Genomic DNA, 17,194 nt, shown 5'->3' with positions numbered 1-17,194 from the left:
AGCCAGGATTTCCACTCAGCAGTCCGGCTGAACCACCTTGAAAAGCTTACACGATTCCGGGGCTTGCCGATGACACTTTGCGGTCGGTCCGGCCCCGGTGTGTCGGAATTAACGCTTCTTGCCGCGCTTTTCGCGTACCCGCATGTTGACCTCGATGGGCGTGCCCTCGAAACCAAACGTTTCGCGGAGCCGGCGGGTGATGAAACGGCGGTAGCCGGGGTCCAGGAAGCCCGTGGTGAACAGGACGAACTTCGGCGGCCGGCTGGAGGCCTGCGTGCCGAAGAGGATGCGTGGCTGCTTTCCGCCGCGGACCGGGTGCGGGTGCGCGGCCACGAGCTCGCCGAGGAACGCATTGAGCCGGCCTGTGGGGATGCGCTTGTCCCAGTTCTCCAGGGCCAGGTCAAGGGCAGGGACCAGGCGGTCCTTATGCCAGCCGGTCAGCGCAGAGATGTTGACCCGGGGCGCCCATGCCACGTGGGCGAGGTCCTGTTCGATTTCGCGTTCCAGGTAGATGCGGCGCTCGTCGTCCAGCAGATCCCACTTGTTGAACGCCAGTACCAGCGCCCGGCCTGATTCGATGGCCAGCTGCAGGATGCGGACATCCTGCTCGCTGAGGACCTCGTCAACGGCCAACAGAACGACGGCGACCTCCGCCTTTTCGAGGGCGGCCTGGGTCCGGAGGGAGGCGTAGTAGTCGGCGCCCTGTGCCATATGCTGGCGGCGGCGGATGCCTGCCGTGTCGACGAAGCGCCAGGTGCGGCCACCGAGTTCAATGAATTCATCCACCGGATCGCGGGTGGTGCCGGCGGTGTTGTCCACTACGACGCGCTCGGAGCCCGCCAGCTTGTTCAGCAGGGAGGACTTGCCCACGTTCGGGCGGCCGATCAGGGCGATGCGGCGCGGACCACCGGAGCGCTCCAGACCCTCAATGGTGGAGAACTCCGGAAGGGTGTCCATGACGTGGTCCAGGAGGTCGGCCACACCGCGTCCGTGCAGGGCCGATACCGGGTACGGCTCGCCGAAACCGAGGCCCCAGAGGGTCGCGGAGTCCGCTTCCTGGGCGAAGTCGTCCACCTTGTTGGCCACCATGATGACCGGCTTCTTGCTGCGGCGGAGCATCTTCATGACGCCCTCGTCGGTGGCTGTGGCGCCGACGGCCGAGTCAACAACGAACAGTACGGCGTCTGCCAGTTCCACGGCCATTTCGGCCTGCTCGGCAACGCGGGCGTGGATGCCGCGGGCATCGTGCTCCCAGCCGCCGGTGTCCACAACAGTGAAGTTGCGCCCATTCCAGGTGGCGGAATACATCACGCGGTCCCTGGTCACGCCCGGGGTGTCCTCAACCACGGCTTCGCGGCGGCCCAGGATACGGTTCACCAGGGTGGATTTGCCCACGTTGGGCCTGCCGATGATGGCCAGGACGGGATCGAGCTTGACCGGACCGCTGAAGTCCTCGTCTTCGTAGTCGCCGCTCAGGAGGGCGGCATCTTCCTCATCGAGGTCGTAGTCTTCCAGGCCGGCGCGGAGTGACGCTGCGCGCATCTCCGCTTCGTCATCGTCAATGGCGGCCAGCCGTTCGGCCACATGGTCCGTGCCGGTGGGCGTGTATTCGTCTTCGCCGGCGCCGGAGTGGCCGGAGGTTTGAGTCGTATCGCTCATTGCGCTTTCCTTAGTGGTCATCTGCCGGCGGCCCGGCTACTGCTGTGAAATTTGTGCTGAAATCCGCATGGGGCAAAGGCTGCCCACTGTGGTGGATTGTTTCCTGGACGTGCCCCGCCAGCGCAGTGCGGATTTCCATTCCCGCCCTGTCCATTGAAGCACGGCCTGTTTCGCCGGGGTTGCGGCTCAGTGTCAGTGCGTTGCCGAAGCTGACGTGGAACCGGCGCCCCGGCCTGGGGACCGTATCGAGGTGCTCTTCACCGGTCCTGGTGCCAAGAATCGCCACGGGAACCACAGGGGCTCCCGAGTTCAGGGCCAGCCAGGCGACCCCGTTGTTGATGTCCGCTGCCTGCCCGCTCCCCCGGGTACCTTCGGGGAGGATCCCGACGCAACGGCCGGCGTCGAGCATGTCCTTGCTCAGCAGCAGCGCCGCCCGGTCACCGGAACGGTCCACCGGGAGCTGCCCTGAGGCACGGAGGATCCGCCCCAGGGATCCTTTGAACATCTCCTTCTTAACGAGGATGTGCATGGGCCGGGGCGACGCGCCGAACATCACCGGGCCGTCCAGGAAGCTGATGTGGTTGCCGGCAAAAATCACCGGGCCTCCCGTAGGGACGTTGTGCTTGCCCGTGACGGTGGTCCGGTACACCACGTGGTCCAGGATCCAGCCGACAGGCCGGCTCCAGGTCATGGTCCAGCCGGACGGCAGTTTTGCGCCGCCGTCAGTCACGGTTCAGCACCTTGGTCACGATGACGAGGGCTGCATCCACGGTTTCCGCGAAGTCCAGGTCGGAAGAATCCAGGGTGACCACGCCATTGGCGGCCTGGGTGAAGTTCACCACCGTCGAATCCTTCGCATCGCGCTGGGTCACCTGGGCGGCGAGCTGTTCCGCGTCCTGGGTGCCGCCGAGCTGGATTCCGCGGCGGCGAAGCCTGGCTTCTTCGCTGGCGGTGAGCAGCATCCGCACCTCTGCGCCGGGCGCGACGACGGTAGTGATGTCGCGGCCCTCCACCACCATGCGGCGGTGGTGCTTTTCGATCAGTGCACGTTGCCGCCGGATGAGTTCGGTCCGCGCGCCCAGCGTTGTTGCCACCGAGCTGACGGCCGACGAGATGGCAGGTTCGCGGATGGCATCCGTGACGTCTGCCCCGTCTACCCGCACGTACTCCTGCTGGGGACTGGTGCTCAGCTCAAGGACAAGGTCCCTGGCCGCCTGCTCAACAGAGGCGGCGTCGCTGAGGTCGATGCCGCTGTTGACGCAGAACCAGGTAAGCGCCCGGTACATGGCCCCGGTGTCCAGGTAGGCCAGGTGCAGCCGCCGGGCCACTTCCCTGCTGACGCTGGACTTCCCGGATCCGGATGGGCCGTCGATGGCCACCACGAGCGGCCTGCCGACGCGCAGGGCCGGAAAGGTGTCAAGAAGTTCCTGTGTCATTACTGGAGTACCCGCCATCCGCGGTCGTTGAGTGCTTCGATCAGGTGGTCGTGCTTGTTGGGCAGCACCGAGAGTTCCACCATGCCCACGTTCTGGCCCGAGGAATGGTCCAGGCGCAGGTCTTCCACGTTGACGCCGATTTCACCGATCTCGGTGAGGAGCCTGGCGATCTGGCCCGGCTTGTCGTCAACAAGGACAGTCAGCCACGAATAGGCCTGCGGAGGGCCACCGTGCTTGCCCGGGATACGGGCCTGCCCAGCGTTGCCCTCAGCGATCAGCTGCGCCAGGTCAAGCCTGGCACCCGGCGCCGCGGGGTCCTCCAAGGTGCCGATGAGGCGGTTCAGGTCCTCGCGGACACCATAGAGGATTTCGACGACCCTGCTGGCGTTGCCGCCCAGGATCTGGACCCACAAGGTGGGGTCGCTGGCGGCGATCCGTGTGACATCCCGCAGGCCGTTCCCGGCAAGGGACAGCGCATGAAGGGGGGTCCCCTGCAGGCGGCTGGCCAGCAGTGAGGACATCACCTGTGGCAGGTGCGAAACCAACGCCACTGCCTCGTCGTGTTCCTCCGGGCTGAACTGCGAGACCACGGCTCCGAGGTCCGTTGCCAGCGACCGCGCCGTCTGGACAGCGGTTTCGGACGATGCCGGGCCAGGGCAAACCACCCACGGCATGGACGTGAAAAGCTCACCGCGGGCAGCGACGGGGCCGGACTTTTCGCGTCCGGCCATCGGGTGGGTGCCCACGTAACGGGTAAGGTCCGTCCCCCGGCTGCGCAGCTCGGCCAGGATCGCTGCCTTGACGCTTGCGATGTCCACCACAACTGAAGCGGGATAGTCGGCCAGGGCCTTGGCGACGACGTCGGCAGTCACGTCAGGCGGCGCCGCCACCACCACCAGTTCGGGCCTCTCATTACCGAGGTGCTCCAACGGCTGGCCTGCACCGATATCGACGGCGACAGCCTGGTTGGTGGGCGACGGGTCAGAGAGGAACACGGGCACGCCGCGTCCCCGCAGGCCAAGCCCGATGCTGGCACCGAGCAGGCCGGTGCCAATCACCACCACCGGACCGTTGAGGTGTCCACGCCCATGCGAGCGGAATGCGGACATGCCTCAGAGCCCTACGGATGCCAGCAGGTGGCCGACTTCCTGCTTGCCAAGGTTGCGGATGCTGCCCTGGCGCTGGTCACCCAGCCCGATGGGACCCACCTTGACGCGCACCAGGCGCAGGACAGGGAAGCCAACGGCGTCGAAAAGTCGCCGGACAATCCGGTTCTTGCCGGAGTGCAGGACTACCTCGATCAGCACGTGCCCCGGTGTGGAGTCCACCAGCTTGAACGAGTCAACGGACGCGATGCCGTCCTCCAGTTCCACGCCCTCCCTGAGCTGCGCGCCGATTCCCTGCGGGAACGGACCGCGGACCTGGACCAGGTAGGTCTTGGGGACCTCGTAGGACGGGTGGGTGAGCCGGTTGGCCAGCTCGCCGTCGTTCGTCAGGAGCAGCAGGCCCTCGGTGGCGACGTCCAGCCGGCCAACGTGGAAGAGCCGCTCACCCTGGTGCGTCTTCCGCACAAAATCACTGATGCACGGACGGCCGTCCGGGTCCTCCATGGTGGAGACAACACCCTTGGGCTTGTTGAAGACCATATAGACAAGGTTGTCATCGAGCTGGATACGCAGGCCGTCCACGTGGATGATCGCAGTCTTGGGGTCGACGCGGACACCGAGCTCGGTGACCACCTGGCCATCGACTTCGACCCGGCCCTCGGAAATCATTTCCTCGCAGACGCGCCGTGATGCCACGCCGGCCTGTGCCATGACCTTCTGCAGCCGGATACCGTCAGCATCGTGCATTTCAGACTGCGGGACAGCGCCCCGCGGGCCCCGCTTGCGCGACGGCTTGCGGACCGGGCCAAGGTTCTGCCCGAACCGTTCGCTGCCGAAGGCGCGCGATGCTGCCGCCCCGGGCCTGGCCGAGCGTGGCTTGGGCTTGAGGGCACCGGGAGTTCCGGGCTCTTTCTTGGCGCCCGGTTTGCGGGCTGCCGGCTTCCGGGAAGACGGCCCGGCGGGCTTCCACTCGGACCCCTCGCGGCCTGCCGGCGATACGGGGGCGTCGCCGGGATCGACGAACGGCTCCTCGCGCGGTTTGGGTGCCTTGTATGGGCGGTCGCCGTACGGACGGTCACCGCCAGCTCCGGCGGTGCGCTTTCCGGCGCCGGCGCGGAATCCGCCGGCCTGTGCCGGATTGCGGCCGGCAGATGCACTGCGGCTCGCGCCGCCTTGTCCTGCATTGCGTTCTGAACTGTTGCGTCCCGAACTGTTACGTGGTGAACCCTGGCGTCCCGCCTGTGTCATGACCCGTCCTTCGATATGTTGGCCGGCAAGTTGTCCAACAACAACCCTAGCCAGCCATGCAGAAATTATCTGCCCTTATGAATACTCTTGTGCGCAGGCGGTTGCCCGCCTACATTCTGTCGGCGTCGTAGAACTCCGCGATGCCCTCAAGCCCCGGAAGATGGGGTGAGAGCTGGGGCAGTTCCGCCACTGAGCCGATTCCCATCCGTTCCAGGAAATACGACGTGGTCCGGTAGAGGATGGCTCCCGACTCGGGATCGGTACCCGAATCCTCGATCAGCCCGCGCTGGACCAATGTCCGCACGACCGAATCGACGTTAACTCCTCGAATTGCAGAAACCCTGGCTCTGGAGACAGGTTGCCGGTACGCAATGACAGCGAGTGTTTCCAGCGCTGCCTGCGTGAGCCTGGCCGTCTGTCCCTCCAGCACGAACCGTCCGACGATGTCGGCGAATTCCGTGCGCGAGTAGATCCGCCAGCCACCGGCGATGTTCCGCAATTCAAAACCCCGGGGGCTGGCACTGAAACCAGCATCGCTGGCGTCGTCCATGTCCGGGGCTTTAACAGTATAGCCGCTATACTCCCGCTGCAGTTCCGCCAGCAACTCTTCGACGACGGCGACCGTCAGGTTCAGGCCGGCAGCCAGGTCGGTTGCCGACGCCGGCTGGTCCAGGACCATAAGGACAGCCTCAAGCGCGGACCTGGCTCCGCCCGGAAGGTCATGAAGGTCCACAAGCACCTCAGCCTCGGGGTCCGGAGTGTGGTTGGTCACGGTTGCTCCTCGTATTCTTCGCTCAGGTTTTCTGTTGACCATTCCGGCCCGTCCACGGCCCAGTGCACGGTGAGGTCGCCCAGCGGCGAAACCTGGTCAAAGGACACTGCTTTGTCGCGGAACATTTCCAGCAATGCCAGGAATCTGGCCACCACCACCAGGGTGGACTCGGCGTCGGCTATCAGGGCCCGGAACGAGAGCGGCCTCCCCAGCTGAAGCCGCAGGCCCAGGATTTCTGCCTGCTCCTTCACACTGACGGTGCCGCCGTGCAGGTGGGCAAGACCTACTTCGGTGGGCGCCGGCGTCCTGGGCTTCAAAGCAGCCTCGGCGAGCCGGGCGAATTGGTGGGGCGAGTGCTTCCACACCAGTTCCGGAAGCATGGCCGCGAAGTGCTCCTCCATGGCCACCTGCCGGGGGAATCGCTGGGCTTCCTGCTCGAGGGTCTCGGCCATCAGTCCGGCCACCTGTTTGAACGCCTTGTACTGGAGGAGCCTGGCGAAGAGGAGGTCCCGCGCTTCGAGCAGGGCAATGTCCTCGTCGTCCTCCACTTCGCCGGCCGGCAGGAGCCTGGCTGCTTTCAGGTCCAGGAGCGTGGCGGCGATGACCAGGAATTCACTGGCTTCATCCAGCGCCCAGTCCTCACCCAGCTTCTGGAGGTTCCTGATGTATTTGATGAACTCATCCGTGACGGTGGCGATCGCCACCTCGGTGATGTCCAGCTGGTGCTTCGCGATCAGGCCAAGAAGGAGGTCGAACGGCCCCGTGAAGTTGGCCAGCCGCACTTCAAAGCCGGGTTTGGACTCGGCCACGGGTGGTTAGGGCGCACCGCCGCGGGAAATCAGCTCTTTGGCCAGGCGGCGGTAGGCGTCGGCGCCGATGTGATTTCCTGCATACGAGGTGATCGGCTCCGCGGCAACCGTGGCGTCCGCGAACTTGATGGAGCGCTTGATGACGGTCTCAAAGACCTTGTCACCGAAGGCTTCCACGAGCCGGGTAATGACTTCGCGGCTGTGCAGGGTGCGGGCGTCGTACATGGTGGCAAGGACCCCGTCCACCTGAAGGCGGGGGTTCAGCCGGTCCTGGACTTTGTCGATGGTCTCCACCAGGAGGGCGACGGCGCGAAGGGCGAAGAATTCGCAGATCAGCGGAATGATCACGCCGTGGGCGGCGGTCAGCGCGTTGACGGTCAGCAGGCCCAGGGACGGTTGGCAGTCGATGAGAACGACGTCGTAATCGTCCTCCACTTTCTTCAGGGCCCGGTCCAGGACCTGCTCACGGGCAACCTCATTGACCAGCTGCACCTCGGCGGCGGAGAGGTCGATATTTGCCGGCAGCAGGTCAACGTTTTCGACGCCGGTGTGGTGGATGGCATCCCGGATGTCCACTTTCCGGTCCATCAGCACGTTGTAGACCGTGAGGTCCAGTTCGTGCGGATTGATGCCCAGGCCAGCGGAAAGGGCGCCCTGGGGATCGAAATCCACCAGCAGCACCTTGCGTCCGTATTCGGCCAGGGCCGCGGCGAGGTTGATGGTGGACGTAGTCTTGCCGACGCCACCCTTCTGGTTGACCATGGCTATCACGCGCGCCGGACCGTGGGAGGACAGCGGCGCAGGTTCCGGGAATTCGCGGTACGGACGCCCCGTGGGGCCCATCACGGCGTCTTCCAGGTCGAGTTCCGTGCCCTCCAGAGTTGCCGAACCCTGTTCGCTGCTCACGTATCTATCCACACTTTCGATGACGGTGATTTCCCGCCGCTGACTGCCCAGCGCCGTTCCTTCTTCCCCCCAAGGCTACAGGCCCCGACACGGTAAACGAGGGAACTTGACTTTCCGCGGATGTTGAGCCTCGACCTTCTGGTTGAGGTCGAAGGTTGGCTCCCCGCAACCCGAAATGCCCGTCCAGCCTGGGGCTGAACGGGCATTTCCGGTCTTGCTGCTGAAGCTTCCTAGATGGCTGCGCCAACCGGCTTTGCCTCGACGGAACCGTGGCCTGCAGCCTCGCCGTGGCCGGCGATCATGGTCTGCTCGTCGAACGGAATCTCACCGGAGAGAACGCGGTCCACCTGCTCGCCGTCGATCTCCTTGACCCAGGTCCCGATCAGCAGGGTGGCAACGGCGTTGCCTGTGAAGTTGGTCAGGGCACGGGCCTCGGACATAAAGCGGTCGATGCCGACGATCATGCCCACGCCGCCCAGGAGTTCGGGCTTGTGTGCCTGCAGACCGGCTGCCAGCGTTGCCAGGCCTGCACCGGTTACACCGGCAGCGCCCTTGGAAGCAATGATCATGAAGATCAGCAGGGACACCTGGGCGCCAAGGTCCAGCGGCGTGCCCATAGCGTTGGCCACGAACAGCGAAGCCATGGTCAGGTAGATGGCCGTGCCGTCCAGGTTGAAGGAGTAGCCCGTGGGGACGGTGACGCCGACAACCGGCTTGGAAACTCCCAGGTGCTCCATCTTGGCGATGAGGCGGGGAAGGGCAGCTTCGGAGGAGGAGGTGGAGAAGATGAGGAGGTACTCGCGGGCCAGGTACTTCATGAGCTTGAAGATGTTGACGCCGGTGACAACCTTAAGCAGGCCGCCCAGGATGACGATGATAAACAGGGCGCACGTGATGTAGAAGGCGGCCATCAGGGTAAACATGCTCACGATTGCCTGGAAGCCGGTAGCTCCCACGACGGCGGCAATGGCACCGAAGGCACCCACCGGGGCAAGCCACATGATCATGATCAGGATACGGAAAACGAGAACCTGGCCGTGGCCGATGGCCTTAAGGATCGGAGCGGCCTGGGGGCCCATCTTCTGCAGGGCGAAACCGACGAGGATGGCGGCGAAGAGTGTGGGCAGGACGGGGATGTCGGACGGGATGATTCCGAGCAGGAAGTCCACGGTGCTGTCCGTGGCCGCCTTTTTGTTGGGATCGTAGGGCGCCAGCTTGAGGCCTTCGCCCGGGTGGATCAGGTTGCCTACCACCAGGCCGATGGCCAGTGCGAAGGTGGACATGACCAGGAAGTAACCGAGGGCCAGGCCTCCGACCTTGCCCACGGTGGCGGCCTTGGCGATGGAACCGATGCCCAGGACGATGGTGCAGAAGATGATCGGCGCGATCATCATCTTGATGAGCTTGATGAACCCGTCACCGAGGGGCTTGAGGGATTTGCCGACCTCGGGGAACAGCAGACCGACAACCGCACCAAGGATAACGGCGACGATAACGGCGATGTAGAGGTAGTGGGATTTGTCGAGTCCCTTGCGGGCGGCCTTGGCCGGCGCTGCTGACTCTCCTCGTTGAGAGGCCATGATGTGTCTCCTTTATGGATAATCTGGTAGACGCTGCGGCACAGTCTCTGGGCTCATCGCGTCGGTCCGTTGTGATATCCATCATTAGGTACGCCGTGACCTGGCTCACCGTTGCGTTCATATTGGTCGTGGAAGGTACTGATGATCCACCGCTGGAGTATCGCCCGAAGGCTGTTTGTGGCCAACCTCCTGATCGTCGTGGCGTTCATAGCCATCGTCGGCACCGCGACCTTTGTTGACGCCCGCGACCGCGCCTACGACGAGGCCGGACGGCGCATGGCCGGGGTGGCGGCGGCAGTGGCCGCGAATCCCCTGGTACTTCAGGCAGCCGGCGAACAGGATCCGTCGGCCGTACTGCAGCCTTATGCCCTGAAGGTCATGGACGGGGCCGGCGCCGATTTCGTCACCATCATGGCGCCGGACAGGACCCGCTGGACGCACCCGCGCAGCGAGGAACTTGGCAGGCCCTACATTGGCTCGATCGATGCCGCACTGCGTGGTGAAGTCTTCACGGAGGTCACCGCGGGAACCCTGGGACCATCGGTCAGGACCATCGTTCCCGTCATGGATCCGGCCGGCGCAGTCAAGGCGCTGGTTGCTGCCGGCATCACCGTCCGGACTGTCGATGTCGCGTTCTCCAGCCGGCTGCCTGCACTGTTGGCCATAGGCTTTGCCCTGCTGGTGGGTGGGTCGCTGGCCTCCTGGATGCTGGGCCGCTACCTCCGCCGGGTCACCCGCGGCTGGGGTCCCGAGCAATTGGCCCAGCTTTTCGCTTACTACGAGTCGGTCCTCCATTCAGTACGGGAGGGACTGATCCTCATCGACACCAAGGGGCGGGTGGTCATGTTCAACGACCAGGCGGCCGAGCTGCTGGGACTGGCGGAACGGAGCAGCAACGATCCCACCCGGCCGCCTTCCCTGGCCGACCTCCCCCTGGATGACCAGTTGCGTGGACTCTTCGAATCCGGGCGGACCGCCCACGACGAGATCGTGCTGACCGGATCCCGGATCCTGGTGATCAACCAGGGCCCGGCCAAGGGGCCTGGAGTCCCCGGCTCGCGCGGTAAAACCCCGGTGTACGGAACGGTTGCCACCCTGCGCGACCGCACCGAGATTGAAGCCCTGGGCAGCGAACTGGAGACGATGCGGACACTCTCGGACGCACTGCGGGCGCAGACGCATGAGCACGCCAACCGGCTCCACACGATGGTTTCGCTGCTGGAGCTGGGCCGCACCGGCGAGGCGCTGGAATTTGCCACCAAGGACCTGGAGCTCAGCCAGCAACTGACGGATGAGATGGTCAGTTCCGTCAATGAGCCGGTCCTCAGTGCCCTGATCATGGGGAAGGCAGCCGAAGCCAACGAACGCGGAGTGAAACTGACACTCGCCACCCAGGGATCGGCATCCGTTGCCGGCCTGGCAATCCAGGACCTCGTCACCATCCTTGGCAACCTCCTGGACAACGCCATCGACGCTGCGGCGGACGGTGCGGCACCCAGGAAGGTGGAGCTGACCGTGGAGTCGGATGCCGAGGGACTGGACATCATCGTCAAGGATTCCGGCCCCGGGGTGGACCCCGCCGCCGTCGACGATATTTTCCGTCACGGCTTCAGCACCAAGGAGGCGGGCCCGTTCGGGCGCGGTATCGGACTGGCCCTCGTGCGGCAGGCAGTGCAGCGCCTGGACGGTACCATGACGATCACGGGCACGGACGGTGCGCAGTTCCATGTTTTCCTGCCCGCAGTGGCAACCGGCACCGACAAAGAGGAGCAGTTCCAGTGAGCGATATCCGCGTCCTCGTCGTCGAGGATGAGCCGGTGGCCTCCGCGGCGCACGCGGCGTACGTGGGCAGGCTGCCCGGTTTCAAGCTCGCCGGAACAGCACCGGACGGGCAGTCCGCGCTGCGGCTCCTGTCCGAATTCCAGGCCTCCGGAGACCCTGTGGAGCTCGTTCTGCTCGACATGAACCTGCCCGATCTGCATGGACTCGACATCGCCCGCCGGATGCGTGCGGCAGGGATCCTGGCGGATATCATCGCCATCACTGCTGTCCGCGAACTGGCCATTGTCCGCAGCGCCGTGGCCATCGGCGTCGTCCAGTACCTGATCAAGCCCTTCACCTTCGCCACATTCGCCGACAAGCTGGGAAGCTACCGCCTGTTCCGCCAACAGCTTGCCTCGCCGGAATCAGGCGCCGGCAGGACAGGTGCTTCCCAGAGCGAGGTGGACCAGGCGTTTGCGAGCCTCCGGGCGCCCTCTGAACTGCCGCTGCCGAAGGGGCTCTCTGTCTCGACCCTGGCATCAGTCCAGGACTATCTGAAGCAGCAGGCCGACGCCGTCTCCGCGACGGAGGTCATGGCGGCGCTGGGCATGTCCAGGGTTACCGCCCGGCGCTACCTTGAATACCTGGCCGACGCCGGGACGGTCTCGCGGACGCCGCGGTACGGCACTCCGGGCCGGCCGGAGAACGAATACCGCTGGAGCGGCCGCTGACTCAGTGCCCGGCGGCACCCGGGCGCAGCGTGCCGATCAATTGATCGATCACTCCGGCGTCCTCGATGGTGGAGGGCACCACGTACTCCTCGCCGTCGGCAATCTGCCGCATGGTCTTGCGGAGGATCTTGCCCGAACGGGTCTTCGGCAGGGCATCAACCACGGCCACGTGCTTGAAATCCGCGACAGCTCCGATGTCCCGGCGGACCAGGGCGATCAGGTCCTTGACCAGGATGTCCTCTTCCACCTCTACCCCTGACTTCAGCACCACGTACCCGCTCGGCCGCTGGCCCTTCAAAGGATCCGCGAGCCCGATCACCGCGCACTCAGCCACGGCCGGGTGCTGGCCGATGACCTGCTCCATGGCGCCCGTGGACAGCCGGTGACCGGCCACGTTGATGATGTCATCAGTACGGCCCATGACGAAGACATAACCGTCCCCGTCCCGGTAGCCGGAGTCGCCGGTGGCGTAGTAGCCCTCGAAAGCCTGGAGGTAGGAGGAAACGTAGCGTTCGTCGTCGCCCCAGAGGGTGGTCAGTGTTCCTGGCGGCAAAGGGAGGCCGAGCACGATGTTTCCTTCGGTTCCGGCTTCAACTTCCTCCCCCAGCCCGTCGACGATCTTGAGCTGGAACCCCGGCATGGGAACACTCGGCGAGCCTGCCTTGATGGGGAGCTGGTCCAGCCCGCGCGGGTTGGCGCAGATGGCCCAGCCCGTCTCGGTCTGCCACCAGTGGTCCACCACCGGCACGCCCAGGGTCTGCGATGCCCAGTGGAAGGTATCCGTATCCAGCCGCTCCCCCGCGACGAAGAGCGTCCGCAGGCTGGAGATATCGTAGTCCTTCAGGAGCTTCGCGTCGGGATCGGCTTTTCTGATGGCGCGCAGGGCCGTGGGCGCGGTAAACAGCACATTGACTTTGTGCTCCTCGATCACGCGCCAAAAAGCACCGGCGTCAGGAGTTCCCACCGGCTTTCCTTCATAGAGGACGGTGGTGGCACCGGCCAACAACGGTCCGTAGACGATGTAGGAGTGCCCCACCACCCAGCCGACGTCGGAGGCTGTCCACATCACGTCCCCGGGACCGATGTCGTAGATGTTTTCCATGGTCCAGCTGAGCGCCACGGCATGGCCGCCGTTATCCCGTACAACCCCCTTGGGAGTTCCGGTGGTTCCGGAGGTGTAGAGGATGTAGAGCGGGTCCGTTGCCTTGACCTCCACGGGAGCCGCCGGCTCCGCGGAGGCCATCTCAGTGTCCCAGTCCAGCCACCCGGCGTGGTCCGCGGTTGTGGAGGAGAACCCCTCCCGCGACCTGACAATCACCGGAAGTCCGGGGGCTCCGGCCAACTGCAGTGCTTCCTGCACCGCAGGGAGGTATTCGATCCGGCGGGAGGGTTCGATGCCGCCGGATGCCGTGACCACCAGCGCCGGAGCGGCGTCCCTGATGCGGGCCGCCAGTTCCTTGGGCGCAAACCCGCCGAACACCACAGAATGCACCGCTCCCAGCCGTGCGGTGGCCAGCATCGCAATGGCGGCCTCGGGAATCATCGGCATGTAGATCACCACTCTGTCGCCCTTGCCAACTCCGTGCCGGCGGAGCACACCGGCGAAGCGGGCCACAAGGCCGGTGAGTTCCGCGTAGGTGAACCGGCGCCGGGTCCCGAGCATCGCGGAATCGTAGATGAGCGCATCCTGGTCTCCGCGCCCCGCCTCCACATGCCGGTCAAGGGCGTTGTAGGAAGTGTTCAGGATGCCGTCAGGAAACCACCGGAACAGCGGCGTACTGCTGGAGTCGACGCCCTGCCGGGGCGGTTTAGCCCAGGAGATCCTGGCTGCAGCATCCAGCCAGAAGTCCCCGGGGTTGGCCAGGCTCTGTGTGTAGCTGTTCGGATAGCTCTTGGTAACCATGAAATGCATCCCGTCCACGACGTTGTGATGGGGCCATGCTAGCCCGGTGGGTGAGTTTTCCACAAGAGCTATGTATACAGAGCCCCGCTGCCAGGGTCTTCTCATAGCCAAATCTATCTATTTTCGAGTGCTGTGTATACACTGGGTCGAAGAGTTGTTGTTCAGCCAACCAATGAAGGAGGCAGCGATGCGAGCCAGCGACAAAGCCTACGCCGCATTGCGCGATGACATCGTTGAATGGCGGCTGGCACCGGGTACCGTCCTGGCTGAGGTTGAGCAGGCTGAGCGTCTGGGAGTTTCACGCACGCCGCTCCGGGAGGCGCTCAGCCGGCTGAGTGCAGAGGGACTGACGACGGCGGCGGGCGGCCGCGGCGTCGTCGTCACCGACATCTCACTCGATGACATCGACGAGATGTTCGAACTGCGCGAAACCCTGGAGGGCAAGGCGGCGGCGCTGGCCGCCGAACGCGGCGAGCGCGCAGTGTTCGCCCAACTGCACGAGGACCTCCTCCGCGCCCCGGAACTGATCTCCGGCTCGGATCCCGCCCGGCACGACTACTACGCCCTGGTGGCCAGGCTGGACGAGGCGATCGACTCCGCAATCTCCAATTCCTACCTCGCCCAGGCGATGCGAAGCCTGCGCGTTCACCTGGTCCGGGTACGCCGCCTCGCGGCGGACGACGCCCTCCGCCTTCACGCGGCAGCCCTTGAGCATGCGGCGATTGCCGAAGCCATTGCCGATGGCAACGCCAAGCTCGCTGCAGCCGCCACCACCGTGCATCTGCACCGCAGCCTTTCCCACGTCAAAGCAACCCACACACCGCACTAAAGGAGCACCATGGTCAAGCTCAACCACGTCCGTGTCTACAAGAGCGAAGAAAACCTCCCCCGCGAGGACCAGTTGGCCCACAAGATCGCCGTTGTCGCTGCCGACCCGGTGGAAGTGACCCCGGAGGTCACTGAAATGGTGATCAACCGGGTCATTGACAACGCCTCTGTTGCGATCGCATCGCTGAACCGCGGCCCGATCGTGGCGGCCCGGGCCCAGGCCCTGACTCATTCGCCGACCACCAACGGCAAGGGCGCCAGCGTCTTCGGCATCACTGACCGTGTTGCCCCGGAATGGGGAGCGTGGGCCAACGGCGTCGCCGTCCGCGAACTGGACTACCACGACACCTTCCTTGCCGCCGAGTACTCCCACCCCGGTGACAACATCCCGCCGATCCTTGCGGTGGCACAGCATGTTGGCGCCGGCGGCAGGGACCTGATCCGCGGCATCGCCACCGGCTACGAGATCCAGGTAAACCTGGTCAAGGCAATCTGCCTGCACAAGCACAAGATCGACCATGTGGCGCACCTTGGCCCCTCCGCCGCGGCCGGCATCGGCACCCTGCTGGGGCTCGACGTCGAGACCATCTTCCAGTCCGTCGGCCAGGCGCTGCACACCACCACCGCCACGCGGCAGTCCCGCAAGGGCGAAATCTCCACATGGAAGGCACACGCACCGGCGTTCGCGGGCAAGATGGCCGTGGAGGCCGTGGACCGCTCCATGCGCGGCCAGACCTCGCCTGTACCGATCTATGAGGGCGAAGACGGTTTCATCGCCTGGATGCTCGATGGCCCGGAGGCCTCCTACGAGGTCCCGCTGCCGGAGGCCGGCGAGGCCAAACGCGCCATCATGGACACCTACACCAAGGAACATTCGGCCGAATACCAGGCCCAGGCCTGGATCGATCTGGCCCGGAAACTCCACAGGGAACACCCGGAAACCACAGACCCGGCCAACGTCAAATCCATCCTGATCAAGACCAGCCACCACACCCATTACGTGATCGGCTCCGGCGCCAACGACCCCCAGAAGTACAGCCCCACCGCCAGCCGCGAAACCCTGGACCACTCGATCCCGTACATTTTCACGGTGGCACTCCAGGACGGTTCCTGGCACCACGTTGACTCGTACTCCCCCGAGCGTGCAGGCCGGCCGGACACCGTGGAGCTGTGGCACAAGGTCACCACCCGGGAGGATCCGGAATGGACCCGCCGCTACCACTCCGTGGACATCGCGGAGAAGGCCTTCGGCGGCTCCGTGGAGATCACCCTCAACGACGGCACTGTCATCACCGACCAGATCGCCGTCGCCGACGCCCACCCGCTCGGCGCCCGCCCGTTCGCGCGGCACCAGTACCTGACCAAGTTCCGCACCCTGGCTGCCGGCCTGGTTGAAGAACAGGAGATCGAGCGTTTCCTTGCAGCCGCCGAAGGCCTGGCCGATCTTGGTCCGGGCGAGCTGGACCAGCTGAACATCACGGCAGCCCCCGGCGTCATCGACCTCAGCAATGCACCCCAGGGGCTGTTCTAAATGCTCTACTCCAGCACCACGCCCGAACAGAAGCGGATCCGCCTCCGCGAACTCCTGGCCTCCGGCACCATCGCGCAGTTCCCGGGCGCCTTCAACCCGCTCTCTGCCCGCCTGATCGAGGAGAAAGGCTTCGCCGGCGTCTACATCTCCGGCGCCGTCCTGGCCAACGACCTTGGGCTGCCGGACATCGGCCTGACCACGCTGACCGAAGTGGCCACCCGGGCAGGGCAAATCGCCCGGATGACCGAACTGCCGTGCCTCGTCGACGCCGACACCGGCTTCGGTGAGCCCATGAACGTTGCCCGCACCATCCAGGAACTTGAGAACGCAGGCCTCGCCGGACTGCACATCGAGGACCAGTTCAACCCCAAACGCTGCGGGCACCTGGACGGCAAGAACGTGGTGGACCTCGATACCGCCACCAAACGCATCCGTGCCGCAGCGGATGCCCGCCGCGACCCGAACTTCCTCATCATGGCCAGAACAGACATCCGCGCCACGGACGGGCTGGAAGCGGCGCAGTCGCGGGCGAAGGCGCTGGTTGAGGCCGGGGCTGACGCCATCTTCCCGGAGGCCATGCGGGACCTGAGTGAGTTCCAGGCCATCCGCGATGCCGTGGACGTGCCGATCCTGGCCAACATGACTGAGTTCGGGAAGAGTGACCTTTTCACGGTGGAACAGCTCGCCGGCGTCGGCGTGAACATGGTGATATATCCGGTGACGCTGCTCCGTAGTGCCATGGGGGCCGCGGAGCGTACGCTGGAATCGATTAAGGCAGACGGAACACAGGAGGCGCAGGTCTCACACATGCTGACCCGTGCGCGTTTGTACGACCTCGTTGATTATGAGGCCTACAACCGCTTCGACACCGGGGTGTTCAATTTCCAGATCCCCGGAACCAACTGACCCAACCACACCCACAGC

The 17,194-nt window shown here is 65.0% G+C and carries 14 protein-coding genes and 1 pseudogene; 5 read left to right on the top strand and 10 right to left on the bottom strand.

Annotated elements, in window-relative coordinates; all coding sequences use genetic code 11:
* Positions 1-108 precede the first annotated feature (108 nt).
* The 9 genes from der to ABIA70_RS09535 all read right to left on the bottom strand — a co-directional run bounded on the left by der (position 109) and on the right by ABIA70_RS09535 (position 9,516).
* Positions 109-1,659 (bottom strand): ribosome biogenesis GTPase Der, encoded by a 1,551-nt coding sequence (der, locus tag ABIA70_RS09575; RefSeq protein ID WP_354147378.1) that lies wholly within the window; start codon positions 1,657-1,659, stop codon positions 109-111.
* A gap of 10 nt (positions 1,660-1,669) precedes the next feature.
* A complete protein-coding gene (locus ABIA70_RS09570; protein ID WP_354147803.1) occupies positions 1,670-2,350 on the bottom strand; it encodes a lysophospholipid acyltransferase family protein in 681 nt (226 codons plus the stop codon).
* Positions 2,351-2,381: 31 nt separating this feature from the next.
* Positions 2,382-3,095: a (d)CMP kinase gene (cmk, locus tag ABIA70_RS09565; protein ID WP_354147377.1), complete on the bottom strand. Its 714-nt coding sequence runs from the start codon at positions 3,093-3,095 to the stop codon at positions 2,382-2,384.
* Positions 3,095-4,204 (bottom strand): prephenate dehydrogenase, encoded by a 1,110-nt coding sequence (locus tag ABIA70_RS09560; protein ID WP_354147376.1) that lies wholly within the window; start codon positions 4,202-4,204, stop codon positions 3,095-3,097. Before ABIA70_RS09560 ends, cmk begins: the two co-directional genes overlap by 1 nt.
* A 3-nt stretch (positions 4,205-4,207) precedes the next feature.
* Positions 4,208-5,449, bottom strand: a complete 1,242-nt coding sequence (locus tag ABIA70_RS09555; protein ID WP_354147375.1) for a pseudouridine synthase — start codon at positions 5,447-5,449, stop codon at positions 4,208-4,210.
* A gap of 109 nt (positions 5,450-5,558) precedes the next feature.
* Entirely contained in the window at positions 5,559-6,221 is a 663-nt protein-coding gene (gene scpB, locus ABIA70_RS09550) for an SMC-Scp complex subunit ScpB (RefSeq protein WP_354147374.1), read from the bottom strand.
* Positions 6,218-7,030: a segregation and condensation protein A gene (locus ABIA70_RS09545; RefSeq protein WP_354147373.1), complete on the bottom strand. Its 813-nt coding sequence runs from the start codon at positions 7,028-7,030 to the stop codon at positions 6,218-6,220. The genes scpB and ABIA70_RS09545 overlap by 4 nt, the downstream gene beginning before the upstream one ends.
* A 6-nt stretch (positions 7,031-7,036) precedes the next feature.
* Positions 7,037-7,936, bottom strand: a complete 900-nt coding sequence (locus ABIA70_RS09540) for a ParA family protein (protein WP_354147372.1) — start codon at positions 7,934-7,936, stop codon at positions 7,037-7,039.
* Between the two features lie 230 nt (positions 7,937-8,166).
* On the bottom strand, positions 8,167-9,516 hold the full coding sequence (locus tag ABIA70_RS09535) for a cation:dicarboxylate symporter family transporter (RefSeq protein WP_354147371.1): 1,350 nt from the start codon (positions 9,514-9,516) through the stop codon (positions 8,167-8,169).
* Positions 9,517-9,657: 141 nt separating this feature from the next.
* Here ABIA70_RS09535 and ABIA70_RS09530 point away from each other — a divergent pair, with 141 nt between their 5' ends.
* On the top strand, positions 9,658-11,298 hold the full coding sequence (locus ABIA70_RS09530; protein WP_354147370.1) for a sensor histidine kinase: 1,641 nt from the start codon (positions 9,658-9,660) through the stop codon (positions 11,296-11,298).
* Positions 11,295-12,008 carry a response regulator gene (locus tag ABIA70_RS09525; protein ID WP_354147369.1) on the top strand — a complete coding sequence of 238 codons (714 nt, stop codon included), beginning with the start codon at positions 11,295-11,297 and terminating at the stop codon, positions 12,006-12,008. Before ABIA70_RS09530 ends, ABIA70_RS09525 begins: the two co-directional genes overlap by 4 nt.
* Before the next feature lies 1 nt (position 12,009).
* Here the strand turns inward: ABIA70_RS09525 and ABIA70_RS09520 are convergent, their stop codons facing one another.
* Positions 12,010-13,911: a propionyl-CoA synthetase gene (locus tag ABIA70_RS09520; protein ID WP_354147802.1), complete on the bottom strand. Its 1,902-nt coding sequence runs from the start codon at positions 13,909-13,911 to the stop codon at positions 12,010-12,012.
* Positions 13,912-14,098: 187 nt separating this feature from the next.
* Between ABIA70_RS09520 and ABIA70_RS09515 the strand changes: the two are divergent.
* The 3 genes and pseudogenes from ABIA70_RS09515 to prpB all read left to right on the top strand — a co-directional run.
* Positions 14,099-14,754, top strand: a pseudogene (locus ABIA70_RS09515) (GntR family transcriptional regulator); the annotation flags it as partial.
* Positions 14,750-16,270 (top strand): MmgE/PrpD family protein, encoded by a 1,521-nt coding sequence (locus ABIA70_RS09510; protein ID WP_354147367.1) that lies wholly within the window; start codon positions 14,750-14,752, stop codon positions 16,268-16,270. The pseudogene ABIA70_RS09515 and the gene ABIA70_RS09510, both read left to right, overlap by 5 nt.
* Positions 16,271-17,176, top strand: coding sequence for a methylisocitrate lyase (prpB, locus tag ABIA70_RS09505; RefSeq protein ID WP_354147366.1), 906 nt, complete (start codon positions 16,271-16,273; stop codon positions 17,174-17,176).
* Positions 17,177-17,194: the final 18 nt, after the last annotated feature.

The organism is Arthrobacter sp. 754 (assembly GCF_040548695.1).
Lineage (GTDB): Bacteria > Actinomycetota > Actinomycetes > Actinomycetales > Micrococcaceae > Arthrobacter.
This window is presented reverse-complemented; position numbering and strand designations above follow the sequence as displayed.

Coding starts and splice junctions, on each gene's coding strand:
- cmk (WP_354147377.1), bottom strand. CDS start 3,095: ATGACACAGGAACTTCTTGACACCTTTCCGGCCCTGCGCGTCGGCAGG.
- ABIA70_RS09510 (WP_354147367.1), top strand. CDS start 14,750: ATGGTCAAGCTCAACCACGTCCGTGTCTACAAGAGCGAAGAAAACCTC.
- ABIA70_RS09560 (WP_354147376.1), bottom strand. CDS start 4,204: ATGTCCGCATTCCGCTCGCATGGGCGTGGACACCTCAACGGTCCGGTG.
- ABIA70_RS09530 (WP_354147370.1), top strand. CDS start 9,658: ATGATCCACCGCTGGAGTATCGCCCGAAGGCTGTTTGTGGCCAACCTC.
- ABIA70_RS09555 (WP_354147375.1), bottom strand. CDS start 5,449: ATGACACAGGCGGGACGCCAGGGTTCACCACGTAACAGTTCGGGACGC.
- prpB (WP_354147366.1), top strand. CDS start 16,271: ATGCTCTACTCCAGCACCACGCCCGAACAGAAGCGGATCCGCCTCCGC.
- der (WP_354147378.1), bottom strand. CDS start 1,659: ATGAGCGATACGACTCAAACCTCCGGCCACTCCGGCGCCGGCGAAGAC.
- ABIA70_RS09570 (WP_354147803.1), bottom strand. CDS start 2,350: ATGACCTGGAGCCGGCCTGTCGGCTGGATCCTGGACCACGTGGTGTAC.
- ABIA70_RS09535 (WP_354147371.1), bottom strand. CDS start 9,516: ATGGCCTCTCAACGAGGAGAGTCAGCAGCGCCGGCCAAGGCCGCCCGC.
- ABIA70_RS09520 (WP_354147802.1), bottom strand. CDS start 13,911: ATGGTTACCAAGAGCTATCCGAACAGCTACACACAGAGCCTGGCCAAC.